Here is an 11871-nt window from a genome sequence, read left to right as displayed (position 1 = left end):
GTTAGACCTAGCAACAGAATCACAAGGGTGGCTAACTTAAACTTGAAATTTGCGGCTTTGAAAGAACTAAAGGACTTGGTGATATTTGCAATTTCAATACTCATGACTATGCCTCCTTTATTTACTGACTTCAACTTCCTCTGTCTCACGAAACGAAGTGCTTCGTTTTCTATGGACGATGTTTTTAACGATTAGATTGATCATGGCAATTCCTGTTAACAACGTTGCTACTGCAAAAGAAGCTGAAAACTGATATTCGTTGTAAAGTATTTCCACGTGAAGGGGTATTGTATTGGTAAGTCCTCTAATATGCCCTGATACAACGGACACTGCTCCAAATTCTCCCGCGGCTCTAGCCGCCGTAAGCATAATCCCATATAAAAGAGCCCATTTTATATTCGGAAAGGTTATGAGCCAAAAAGTCTTAAATCCATTTGCTCCTAAGGTAAGTGCTGCTTCTTCTTCTGTAGTTCCTTGAGCCTCCATTAGGGGAATAATCTCTCGTGCCACAAAAGGAAGAGTGACAAATAAGGTAGCCAAGATAATACCAGGTTTTGCAAATATAATCTTTAATCTCAGTTCATTTAATATCGGGGCAAAAAGGCCATGAGTTGTACTAAATAATAAGACAAAGATTAGCCCTGCAACAACAGGTGATATGGCAAAGGGCAAATCGATGATGGTAAGTAAGAGCTCTTTGCCTTTAAATCTAAATTTTGCTACTGCCCAAGCTGCGATGAGCCCAAATATTGTGTTTATGGGTACTACTATGGCAATGGTAGTGAGGGTGAGTTTTATGGATTCTAAGGCTATTGGATCACTTATTGAAGCGTAATATACAGCTACTCCCTGTTCAAAGGCTTTTATGAATACTATAATAAGTGGGACTATGAGCATCATTACGAAAAATAGCAAAGCAATAGTGATTAAAATATAGGGAACTATTTTCGATTCCTTTTTTACAGGTTTTGGTGTTGTTTTATATAAGGTATCTTTACTAGTCATTTACTCACCCCTTACAGTACTATGTTTGTTACCTGCCCACCATTGAAAAAAGTTGATGAAAAAAAGCATAGCAAACGAAAGAATAAGCATAATTGCAGCAATAGCGGTGCCACCAGCATAATCATATTGCTCTAATTTCGTGCGGATTAATAGTGGCGTTATTTCTGTCTTTAAAGGCATATTGCCAGATATAAAGACGACCGAGCCATATTCTCCAAGAGCCCTTGCAAATGCAAGAGCAAAGCCAGTGATTAGTGCAGGCAAAAGTTCAGGAAGGATGACTTTAAAAAAGATCTGGCGTCTTGTAGCACCAAGGGAAGTTGCCGCCTCTTCCACTTCGATTTCCATGCTTTGTAGTACAGGCTGAACGGTTCTCACTACAAAGGGAAAACTAATGAAGATCAGCGCCAGAGTAATTCCTAGAGGAGTATAAGATATTTTTATTCCATATGGAGCAAAGAGCTTGCCAATATAACCATTTTGAGCATAAAGTGTAGTCAGAGCTATACCTGCTACAGCAGTAGGTAAGGCAAAAGGCAAATCAATAAATCCATCCATAATTTTTTTGCCAGGAAATGTGTATCGTTCTAAAACCCAAGCCAAAATCAGCCCAAAAATAGTATTTACTGTAGCTGCCAATAATGATGTACTAAAAGAAATTTTTAAAGAGGCTACCACTCTTTCACTAGAAACGATTCCCCAAAATTTCTCCCAACCAATTTGGGAACTATTGATAAAAACCATAGACACTGGAATCAAAACCAAAAAGGTAATATACAAAAGGGTAAAACCCATGGTAATTCCAAAACCAGGTAGAACTCTTTTTTCTTTAAAAGCTCTTGTTGTAAAGTTCATAAACTCAACTCCATTTTTCAGTTACTGCTATTAAATTATTTGCCTGTATAAATTTGATCGAATATTCCTCCGTCACTAAAGTGTTCCTCTTGTGCTTTTGTCCAACCACCAAATACTTCATCAATGGTAAAGAGATTTACCTCAGGAAACTGAGATGCATATTTCTTTGCTATTTGTTCATTGGTAGGTCTGTAATAGTTTTTCGCTGCAATCTCTTGACCTTCATTGCTATAAAGGTACTCAAGATATGCCTCAGAAACTTCCCGAGTACCCTTTTTGTCAACTACGGAATCTACAACAGTCACTGGTGGCTCTGCAAGGATACTCATAGAGGGAACAACGATTTCAAATTCATCTTCACCTAATTCATTGAGCGAAAGAAAAGCTTCGTTTTCCCATGCTAGAAGAACATCTCCCAAACCCCGTTCTACAAAAGTAGTCGTTGATCCACGAGCACCCGAATCCAAGACTGGTACATTTTTATAAAGGGCTGTCACAAAATCCTTTGCCTTACCTTGATCATCTCCATTGTTTTTGAGAGCATATCCCCAGATTGCAAGATAATTCCACCTAGCACCGCCAGAGGTCTTAGGGTTTGGCGTAATGACTTCTACCCCTGATTTAATCAAATCATCCCAATCTTTAATGTTCTTTGGATTACCCTTTCGAACGAGAAAAACCATGGTCGATGTATATGGTGAAGAATTGTTGGGTAAGCGACTTTGCCACTCTTTACTTAATATTTCTTTATTGGTATTGATTGAATCGATATCATAAGCTAATGCTAATGTCACCACATCCGCTTCATTTCCATCTAAAACCGTTCTAGCCTGACTCCCTGAACCTCCATGAGATTGTTGAATTGTGACATCTTGACCCGTTTTGTCTTTCCAGTACTTACTAAATGCACTATTGTATTCCTGATAAAGCTCCCTTGTAGGATCGTAAGATACATTGAGTAGCATTACTGGCTCCTTCCCCTTAGGCGTACTAACTTCTTTTGTTTCAGGTGATTTTGTGCAAGCTACAGAGGATATAATCAATGTTAATGCAAGGATGACAAACATTCCTCTCCTCAATCCTTTGAACCTCCTATTGCTTACTTTTCTTTCGATTAAATTATGTAGTTTAATCATCTTCATATTTACTTCTCCCTCTTATTTTTTGTTTTATTGTTCATTGTCATAAAATCACTTCATCTTATCCCCTCCTTTTACTGAGCAGAAAACTTTTGACACTTTAGTCGCTAGTCGGTAGTCTTTAGCTCCTAGCATTAGGGTATTCCTTTTGGGTTAAGATCCTTCGCTTGCGCATAGGATGACTGGGCAGGAGCTAAGTCCAAAGGTTGAATTTCCCTAGTTAAACAAAAAAGGCTAAGTAAAGAAAGAAAACCGTTTTCTTTCTTTACTTAGCCTCCATTTTTTATGGTCAGCTTTTATGTAATTATACTTTCTACTTCATTCGTATTTTTTCATTGGCTTCAATTTGCACTACAAAACCATCCTGAATGATAAGGGTTATGGATCCGTATTTTATAGATTTCTTCAATTCTAAGATTTTTCGTAATGTCTCATCCGTAAAATTGTCGATTAATTTTTTTTGACTCCTATCCATAACGATCCCCCAATATAATACAAAACTTAAAATATTTCATAGTAAATCAATATGTTTAATATAATTATATATTCACTTTAATACAATGTCAATCATATTATTAATTTATAATTCGACATATTTTTTTAATGATAATCTTAAGATACATTCTTTGCAGATTTATTGCGGTTACGTCAAATGCCACATTTGTTTATAGTGACGTTATTAGTCTTCTTTTTTGTGTTTTAATATAAAATTGTAAAGGTTTCTCTTTTGGAACATAGAATATATTGAATCTCAAAAAGGAGGTACACTATGCAATTTTTCTACACGGTTCAATCAGGAGATACCTTGAGCAATATCGCAGCACGTTGGAGTATTCCCCAAGCCTCCCTTATGGCGGCTAATAATTTATCTGCTCCCTATTTAATTTATCCTGGACAGCAATTATCCATGCCTCCAGGCGTAACTACATATGTAGTTCAACCAGGTGATACTCTCCATTCTATTTCTACAAAATATAAAATCCCTTTACGCACCTTAATTTCAGCAAATGCTATTGATCAGCCTTATGTTATTACTCCAGCAATGGTTTTAAATGTCCCTAGAGGCGTACCTTATTATACGGTTAAACAAGGAGATAGTCTGTACAAAATTGCTTCAAAATACAATGTAACCTCAAATGGGCAACCACAACCTGATTTTATTGTAATGGCAAATCCTGGCCTAACAACTAAGATCATCCCTGGAATGAATCTACAAATACCTTATGGGCTTCCAAGTGTCTCAGGACAAATTGCCCTACTGTTAACAGACCAATTTAGAGATTATATTGTATTATACAAACCTCAGTCAAGAGACGAAGTTTATTTAGCAGTGGATAATGCAGGAAGAAATTCGAGAGTCTTTTGGTCCCCTAATAACAACAGAATTGCTTATATTGATGAAGATGGTGTTATTTCAATTATGGAGCTTACTACAGATAGGATAGCAAAAATTGATCAAATACCTGCTTCCGCCTTTGTGGACTGGTCTCCTGATAGCAATTTACTAGTCTATTCAACAGGAGAAGTCATTCGGATATACGATATTACAAACTATACTTATCGGGACATCAATCGGCGCGAAGCTTCTTACGTCCAATGGTTTCCAAATCAAAGGGAGTTCTTATATGAGGCAAAAGATCCTTTAGGCTTTAGCCAAATCTATAGGAATAATGTAGATGGTAGTAATGAAAGTCAGTTAAGTAATAGAATTAATGGTCCCTTTCATGATGTGAGCTTGTCCCCTGATGGGAAATATGTATTGTATACGTCACCAGGAGCGAGTATATCAGAAATTTATGTTCTTGAACTCTCCACGACCATAGTATATAAAATTCCTAGTGGACCTGAAGCTAAAAATTTCTACCCTACATGGGCGCCAGATTCTCACAAAATAGGTTACAGTTCTACCTTTTTTAAAAACGGAAAGTACTACTCTCTCATTCGTGTTTCTAATATACAAGGCTCCGTCAATAGAACCTTAGCAGTATCTAATTGCTATGCAACACCAATGACCTGGTCTCCTGACAGTCTAAAAATTGCATATCTATCAGGATGTAGGGAAGATCGGCCACCAGTGGAGGTGTGGATTGTAGAACTAAATAAACCAGTTCCCCAGAATGTGATGAGTGGATTTTTGTTTTTTGACTTAGATTACAATCATTAGCAACCAGCCATTAGCTTTCAGCTGCTAGTGCTCTAGGGTCAGGTCTCACGGGTAAAAAACTTTACTATTTTATTTTAATTATAAAATTACATATTTAGCAATTATTTACTATTTTATCGATACAAATTCAGGTATAATGTAGTAATACAATGTGCAAATACGTAATTAGGAGGCAATAATGAAAATTGGCATTATCGTTCATTCAAAATCAGGCAACACCTATTCCGTCATTGAAGGAATACAAGAAAAGCTTGTCCAGAGAGGTCATGATGTGAGAATTGAGAGGATCCAAACAGAAGGCGAAGAAAACCTTAATGAGGTGGACCCTACAAAAATTCACCTAGGGACAATACCTGATGTGAGTCAGTATGATGGGGTAATTTTAGCAGCACCTGTGAGAGCTTTTTCTATCTCGCCTATTTTAGGAGCTTATCTTACCCATATAAGTTCATTAGAAAATAAAAAGGTAGCGTGTTTGGTTACTCAGTTCTTACCATTTCCCCAGATGGGCGGCAAACGGGCAATCAATCAGATAAAACAGGCTTGTAAATCCAAGGGAGCAATTATAGCTGGAACAGCAATCGTAAATTGGACCCATCCAAAAAGGGAAGCTAAAATTGTAAGCGCAATTGAAATAATTAGCAAGCTGTTTGGTTAATTACTCTAGAGAAATAACTTTAATATAGGGTGGACTACACTATCCACTCTATATAATATCAATATCTTTTTATTCATTTTAACATAAGTGGAATATATTAAATTATTATACTCCACTTTTTACAGTTCTTTAGTTGCATATACTACAACTGTATGATTCTTGTTTTCTTTGTATACTTGAGCAGCATTCACTTGGATCGTTTTTTACGATATAGCTAATGTATTATGATTAATTAGTACGTAAATTTTCTGATCTCAATACATATTTTGATGAGGTTCATCCTTTTTCTAAATATAGAATTCTTGAAATCATTCTAATTCCTGAATAATTATTGTATACAATAGTCACGTAAATTAGGGTGAAATACAAAATTAGGATTATAATAATTTTACCTTTAACCAGTCTAAGAGCATAAGCTCCATATCCGCATCTCCTTTTACCGGAGAATTCGAAGCTAAATTCTTGCCTTCTTTATAAAATTGCAATGCCTTATTTATGTCCTTAGTATAATAAATCTCATATGCCATCATTAGTCTCTTCTTACTCATCTGAAACCTTGATGCTTTTATGTATTTCTTTAACTTTTTATTATAGAGACGATCTATTGTAGATTTATCACAATCTGTAACTAATTCTAAAAACAATCTTTCACAGTTTATTTCATTGACAAATAGAAGTGCAATGCGGTCCATATGTTCTGTAAGAGAAAGAAGACATGTTTTTGCAGATTCTATATCTAGGTGATCTAAATGATAGCTGTATTCCATTAATCTCATAGCCGTATTAAGAGGCTGGCTTACATCTGCATTATTATTTAGCACAAATTTACTTAAAGGTAGTTCTTTCATCCTAATCCCTAAGCTCTGTAGTCCATTTACCTCTAATTGAACATAAAACCCTCTCCTTGCATCTTCATCCTTTAGCATAGAGTAAATATTATGTCCATCATTGGGAACTCCTCCAATTTTCATTGGAATACCATTGGTCACTGCTGCTAGTATTCCAGCGAATGCAGTCAATAATAATATAACTTCTAAAACAAATGCCATTTCTTTAATAAGAACTATCGTAGATATACATAATGCGGACACGAGTAAATTTATGATGACTCCACCTAAATTGTAGAGAACAAACGGAAATTCCCCATCCTTTATTTTGGGTGGCATCATAAGGCATTGTCCAGCCGTACCAGGTATATTAAATTTCTTTGTTTTTAGCTTTCCATCTTCTTTTACTATAGTCATAGATCCTATTCGAAAAGAAACAAAAGTATAATCTGTTAACAATCCAAAAATCAAGTGCCCTGCCTCATGAATGATAATATGTATTATATATCCAATAACAAACAATATGATTAGGCCATAAAACTTCAAAAGTCCAATGAATATATTGTCGCTTTTTAACCATGGATTAAAAAAATCGCCTATAAAAAAACCTAATACGCCGCCAAATACTCCACAAATTACAATGCTTTTTAGTGTATCTAACCAGCCTTTATTCTTATACTTTGATTTGCTATGATTGCCTTTACCCATTAAATCCTCCACTTGATAAATTTTTAATAATAATTGCATTATAAGTCTACTTTACCATAATATAAATCCTTTTTGTAGTTATGTATAAACAAATGTTATTCACTCTCTATTAAGATTTTTAAGTGTATGTATAATTACTTCTATTTAGCTAGCATGAGCATCTGAGATTATGCTAAAGATACAATTTGAGATAAATGTTAGAAAATAATAGATACCTATAGTAGCTTTTGAGTTAATGTATCACTTTAACCAGCCTTACCCTCCTTGATATTCAAGAAGGATAAGGCTCATGTAGAACATTAATATAAGTCCTTGCACCATATTATAGTCTGAATTTTTGTTTGATTACAATAATTGTAGATTATTGACTATTGCCAAAGAAATACTAGTATATTAGGTGTTTTTTATTCATTCATATCTTAGCATTTCTCAATACAACACCCTAAATAAGAATAAGATACATTGTATTTTGTTAGTTGTTCTAATATGGTTTCTTTCTGTCCTGATATGATAAAACAAGTGACTGGTCCAGCAGATTTTTTTATATCTACTTCTACTGTCTGTGTATATTTAAAATCCAAATCGTTACTTTTGCAAAGCTCCCCTATCTCATAATCAATGCCCTTTGAACCGACAGGAAGTATTTCGTTGATCCCTAGTATATCTTTAATTAGGCTTATTATTTTGATATTAGGTATTTCCTTAGACTTTAGCACTTCTGACCCTACCTTAGGCTTTCCAACCACAATAAGGTCATCTCCCTTATAGGTCTTTGGCTTCGTCCAGTTTTTAAGATCAATCATGCCTATAGCCGTTATACCTATAGATGTTTGTACAGTAGGCATATTTTCTTCTGTACTCCCTGTAAGGAGCATTTCTTGATCTAATCCACAATCAGTAATTGCCTTCTTTATTCCACCGATAATTTTTTTCCCAGTAGGATTCATCTCTACACAAAAATTATTCACTATGGTTATTGGCTTAGCTCGAAAAGCTAATAATTCACTTAAAGCCACACCTGCTGTAAGGTACCCAACTACTTCTTGTGGTGTTTCTAGCGCATCATGCTTTTTCATACCTATTCCACCACAGGAATCACATGCTAATACCATCATTGTTTCTTCATTTATGTGCATTAATGTTAAGTCTCTAAATTTATTTACCTTCAATATACTCACCTGTTCGCCAATTTAGTTTTAGTTAAATTCTCTTCTTTAGCAAACTGTATAAAACAGCAGCTGCAAGGACGTTAACTGTTGAAGCCAGTAATAAGGGACCTACCAACATGAAAAAAAACTCTTTTACAGTTGGAATCATTCCTAATAACTGCATGATTAATACAGATAAATAAGTTGCACCTACTCCATTTAGGATAATTGCAATAGTACTATTTACAATTAAATTTATGCGATTGTTGAGATAACCATATAACCAGCATATAAAAGCCATGGTGCACATTACGACTAAATGAATAGGGATAGACATGGGAAAACCACTTGTCATAGCTGTGAGCAGGTGACCTATTGCCCCAACTGCTGCACCTGCTACTGGACCTAATAGTAAAGCTGCAAAAAAGGCTGGCAATGCATCTAATGCGATGGAGCCCAAAATTTTAATTTGTGCTCCTATAAATGCTAATGCAATTAATAAAGCTGTGTAAACTAATTTCCTAGTTTTAGTGACTTGAGTGTTTTGAATTAATGAGTTCATAACTTCCTCCTTAAATTAATAAATTATTATATTAAAATAAAAACTTTCATTTACGTGGACATATGAGTTGATTTTTCTACACCTCGAAATCGGCTAGGCCGATTCCTCGGTCGCGCCATTCGCTAAATGAAAGCTAAAGCTTTTATTTACGGATTCTTTTTATCATACGCGTCAAATTAGTAAACTATTTGGTGCGTATGATAAAAAGAATCCTGCGAAAGCTTCACCTTCGCTTGGCTCATTAGTTCGCGAAAAAAAGAAAAGTTTATGACCAATATAAAATTGATCATAAACTTTACCGTCGCTTACGAATTCTATGATACAGGCAGGTCTCCTGGCTATGACTCACGGCAATATATTCCTTCCCGTTACCAGTGGATAATATACATTGCTCCTCATTTACAGTGGTGGGTCCGCTCGAGATTTTCACTCGATTCCCTATTCTCCTATTAAGGCACCTGATTCATACATATGTATTTGTTATAACAGTATTATAAACATTTTAATTTGATTTGTAAAGCTTAACGATATAGCGAAATTTAGAATATAATATCTAATACACTATTACTCTTTACTCTCATATAACGGATATATCGCAGTCAGAAGTAAATCTGATCTGTAGAAAAATCTTTTAATCTAATATAAAAATCAAGTAATTCTCTTAACGCATATACTGGAACTGGCCCTACTAACTCTGTGTCTGAAATATTTACATTATATCTGCTCGCTTCAAACTTTATTGTTTCATATACTCTATGTATAGGCGTCTTTTCATAATTCGTTAAATTCATAGATACTTGAATCATCTTTCTGTCTGGTATTTCTAATGCAATAGCTCGGACATGCTGGTATCCACCAGAAGATCCTCTTATAGCAGTAGCGATTTTATTTCCTATTTCTAAGTCTTCAGTATCTAAGTTGATATTAAATGCTAATAGGGCAAATCTTGATCCTACAACAGTGGCTCCACTCTTAGGATTAAATTCAAATGGACCTTCATCTGGTTTCCAGCTTTCGTCCTTCATTTTGTCAGCTAGTGCTTCATATTGACCTTTCCTAATTTTAACTAAGGACTTTCGATCATCCCTAATGGCTGAATCCTCATAATAATAAACTGGTACGCCTAAGCTGCCCATATACCTACCATATTCTTTAGAAATTTCTACAGCTTCCTCACCAGTCATATTTAATATAGGTATAAAAGGTACTACATCCACTGCTCCCATTCTTGGGTGACTTCCTCTATGCTTCGTCATATCGATAAGTTCAATAGCTTTTTTCGATAATCTTTTTGTAGCATCTAAAACAGCTTCACATTCTCCCTTATAAGTGAATACAGATCTATTGTGGTCCTTATCAGAATTTAAATCTATAATTTCTATATCATTACCTACCATTAACGATTCTTTTATTTGTTCTATCTTAGCTGCATCTCGCCCCTCACTTATATTTACTTCTACAAGTAAAATCTTCATAAGTAACCCCTCCATTTATACGAACCCTTTAAACTTATATATAATTAAGCTTTTCATTACCTTTAACACATATACAAGAAAGCGTCTGTGGCGCATTAGTCGCTCGTCTTTAATCACTAGCATTTGGGTATCCCTTTTGGGTCTAGATCCTTCGCTTGCGCTCAGGATGACTGAGCAGGAGCTAGGTCAAAAGTAGGTGTTTCCTAGTACATTATAAAATCGCAAAGCCATTATACAAATGGCTTTGCGATTTTATATTTCCATCTGATTTAAGATATCTCTCAATACAATCAATTCATCCTTAGAAAGTGTAATCCCCTTCCCCATCTTCACATGATCTGGTGCCCAATCTCTTAAATCGTATTTAGGTGCTCGTTCATTCCAGCTAATCAGATTAAGCTCTTTTACCCAACCTTTATTGCTTTCAGATATTGTCCCTATCGTTTCAACAAGTTTAAATTTAATTTCGGCCATTATATTATTTCCTCCTTTGTATTATTCATTTCTTGAACCTTCTGCTTAATGTATCAATTTCAGTAATATTAATTCCCTTATCTTTTTATCACACAAATAAGGAACAATTGATTACTGTATCCACCATCTATTTAATTCATAATGAGGCATATCTTGCACTTCATCAAAATAATAACCTGGAGTAAACCCCACTTCTTTACCTATTTCTGCACATTTCCTAAAAAACTCTAAATCCCCATAAGGATCATCCGTATTGTCTTCGCAAATATCAAATGCATGCCTTTTAGTGTGTTTACTGTTTTTAGTCCATGTAACCACTAAACCAGGTGTAGTTCTGCCCTGTTCATATAGTATATCTTGTCGAGCTTGCGTTCTATAGGTTTCTGTAATTCGCACATCAAGTCCATTTTCTTCGCATTTTTCTAAAAATTCAAGGGCCAATTCCCTAGTTTTGGGACTCAGCTCATTTAAATCAGAAATTCTTTCAGTAGAAGATTCATCGGAATGTTCATACTCTCCTTGATCAAATACGAATGTATAAAACCCAATCTTTGGTAATACAATAAATATCAATGATAAAAATATTAAAATTATTAAAAATAATACTATTCTTTTTCTCATATTATTAATCCATTCCTTTCACCTCACTCAAAATACAAAATCTTATAAGAATTATTGGCTTTAAGCGATTTTTATATTTTTTATTATTTGAATACTCCGTACAATGCTCCTAGCAATATTATACAACATACAAAAAAATAAGTAAGCTTATGTTTCTTAATTGTTTCTTAATTTTTAATTATTAACTCAACTTTCCCAGCTTAAATTTGCAAACATTGCCTGAATAAATAAGGCT

Annotated in this window: 12 protein-coding genes and 1 riboswitch; of the genes, 2 read left to right on the top strand and 10 right to left on the bottom strand. The window is 34.7% G+C overall.

From position 1 onward, the window contains the following. Positions 1–117: 117 nt before the first annotated feature. From cysW to Q7P22_RS07585, 4 genes are all read right to left on the bottom strand, one after another. A complete protein-coding gene (gene cysW / locus Q7P22_RS07600) occupies positions 118–1005 on the bottom strand; it encodes a sulfate ABC transporter permease subunit CysW (RefSeq protein ID WP_303862656.1) in 888 nt (295 codons plus the stop codon). Continuing rightward, positions 1006–1860, bottom strand: a complete 855-nt coding sequence (gene cysT, locus Q7P22_RS07595) for a sulfate ABC transporter permease subunit CysT (protein ID WP_303862653.1) — start codon at positions 1858–1860, stop codon at positions 1006–1008. Positions 1861–1895: 35 nt separating this feature from the next. Continuing rightward, positions 1896–2996, bottom strand: a complete 1101-nt coding sequence (locus Q7P22_RS07590; RefSeq protein ID WP_303862659.1) for a sulfate ABC transporter substrate-binding protein — start codon at positions 2994–2996, stop codon at positions 1896–1898. A 316-nt stretch (positions 2997–3312) separates the two neighbouring features. Further along, positions 3313–3474, bottom strand: a complete 162-nt coding sequence (locus Q7P22_RS07585) for a YezD family protein (protein ID WP_113921202.1) — start codon at positions 3472–3474, stop codon at positions 3313–3315. A gap of 294 nt (positions 3475–3768) precedes the next feature. Between Q7P22_RS07585 and Q7P22_RS07580 the strand changes: the two genes are divergently transcribed. Then, positions 3769–5163 (top strand): LysM peptidoglycan-binding domain-containing protein, encoded by a 1395-nt coding sequence (locus tag Q7P22_RS07580; RefSeq protein ID WP_303862650.1) that lies wholly within the window; start codon positions 3769–3771, stop codon positions 5161–5163. A gap of 178 nt (positions 5164–5341) precedes the next feature. Next, a complete protein-coding gene (locus tag Q7P22_RS07575) occupies positions 5342–5821 on the top strand; it encodes a flavodoxin domain-containing protein (RefSeq protein ID WP_303862647.1) in 480 nt (159 codons plus the stop codon). Positions 5822–6198: 377 nt separating this feature from the next. Here Q7P22_RS07575 and Q7P22_RS07570 read toward each other — a convergent pair whose 3' ends face one another. The 6 genes from Q7P22_RS07570 to Q7P22_RS07545 all read right to left on the bottom strand — a co-directional run bounded on the left by Q7P22_RS07570 (position 6199) and on the right by Q7P22_RS07545 (position 11636). Next, positions 6199–7356, bottom strand: coding sequence for a hypothetical protein (locus tag Q7P22_RS07570; protein WP_303862644.1), 1158 nt, complete (start codon positions 7354–7356; stop codon positions 6199–6201). A gap of 419 nt (positions 7357–7775) precedes the next feature. Then, positions 7776–8525: an AIR synthase related protein gene (locus Q7P22_RS07565; RefSeq protein WP_303862641.1), complete on the bottom strand. Its 750-nt coding sequence runs from the start codon at positions 8523–8525 to the stop codon at positions 7776–7778. Between the two features lie 31 nt (positions 8526–8556). Further along, positions 8557–9066: an ECF transporter S component gene (locus tag Q7P22_RS07560; RefSeq protein ID WP_113921197.1), complete on the bottom strand. Its 510-nt coding sequence runs from the start codon at positions 9064–9066 to the stop codon at positions 8557–8559. Positions 9067–9372: 306 nt separating this feature from the next. Continuing rightward, a riboswitch (cobalamin riboswitch) is annotated at positions 9373–9543 on the bottom strand. 122 nt (positions 9544–9665) lie between these two features. Then, entirely contained in the window at positions 9666–10541 is an 876-nt protein-coding gene (ftcD, locus tag Q7P22_RS07555) for a glutamate formimidoyltransferase (protein WP_303862637.1), read from the bottom strand. Positions 10542–10793: 252 nt separating this feature from the next. Then, positions 10794–11015 (bottom strand): YdbC family protein, encoded by a 222-nt coding sequence (locus tag Q7P22_RS07550; RefSeq protein ID WP_113921195.1) that lies wholly within the window; start codon positions 11013–11015, stop codon positions 10794–10796. Between the two features lie 111 nt (positions 11016–11126). After that, the gene (locus tag Q7P22_RS07545; protein WP_303862634.1) at positions 11127–11636 is read right to left on the bottom strand and encodes a M15 family metallopeptidase; all 510 of its coding nucleotides are present in this window, start codon (positions 11634–11636) and stop codon (positions 11127–11129) included. Positions 11637–11871: the final 235 nt, after the last annotated feature.

Source organism: Alkalibaculum bacchi, from assembly GCF_937875145.1.
Classification (GTDB): domain Bacteria; phylum Bacillota; class Clostridia; order Eubacteriales; family Alkalibacteraceae; genus Alkalibaculum; species Alkalibaculum bacchi_A.
This window is presented reverse-complemented; position numbering and strand designations above follow the sequence as displayed.

Excerpts from the sequence above, each read along its gene's own strand:
- cysW (WP_303862656.1), bottom strand. The coding sequence starts at position 1,005 with ATGACTAGTAAAGATACCTTATATAAAACAACACCAAAACCTGTAAAA.
- cysT (WP_303862653.1), bottom strand. The coding sequence starts at position 1,860 with ATGAACTTTACAACAAGAGCTTTTAAAGAAAAAAGAGTTCTACCTGGT.
- Q7P22_RS07590 (WP_303862659.1), bottom strand. The coding sequence starts at position 2,996 with ATGATTAAACTACATAATTTAATCGAAAGAAAAGTAAGCAATAGGAGG.
- Q7P22_RS07585 (WP_113921202.1), bottom strand. The coding sequence starts at position 3,474 with ATGGATAGGAGTCAAAAAAAATTAATCGACAATTTTACGGATGAGACA.
- Q7P22_RS07580 (WP_303862650.1), top strand. The coding sequence starts at position 3,769 with ATGCAATTTTTCTACACGGTTCAATCAGGAGATACCTTGAGCAATATC.
- Q7P22_RS07575 (WP_303862647.1), top strand. The coding sequence starts at position 5,342 with ATGAAAATTGGCATTATCGTTCATTCAAAATCAGGCAACACCTATTCC.
- Q7P22_RS07570 (WP_303862644.1), bottom strand. The coding sequence starts at position 7,356 with ATGGGTAAAGGCAATCATAGCAAATCAAAGTATAAGAATAAAGGCTGG.
- Q7P22_RS07560 (WP_113921197.1), bottom strand. The coding sequence starts at position 9,066 with ATGAACTCATTAATTCAAAACACTCAAGTCACTAAAACTAGGAAATTA.
- ftcD (WP_303862637.1), bottom strand. The coding sequence starts at position 10,541 with ATGAAGATTTTACTTGTAGAAGTAAATATAAGTGAGGGGCGAGATGCA.
- Q7P22_RS07550 (WP_113921195.1), bottom strand. The coding sequence starts at position 11,015 with ATGGCCGAAATTAAATTTAAACTTGTTGAAACGATAGGGACAATATCT.
- Q7P22_RS07545 (WP_303862634.1), bottom strand. The coding sequence starts at position 11,636 with ATGAGAAAAAGAATAGTATTATTTTTAATAATTTTAATATTTTTATCA.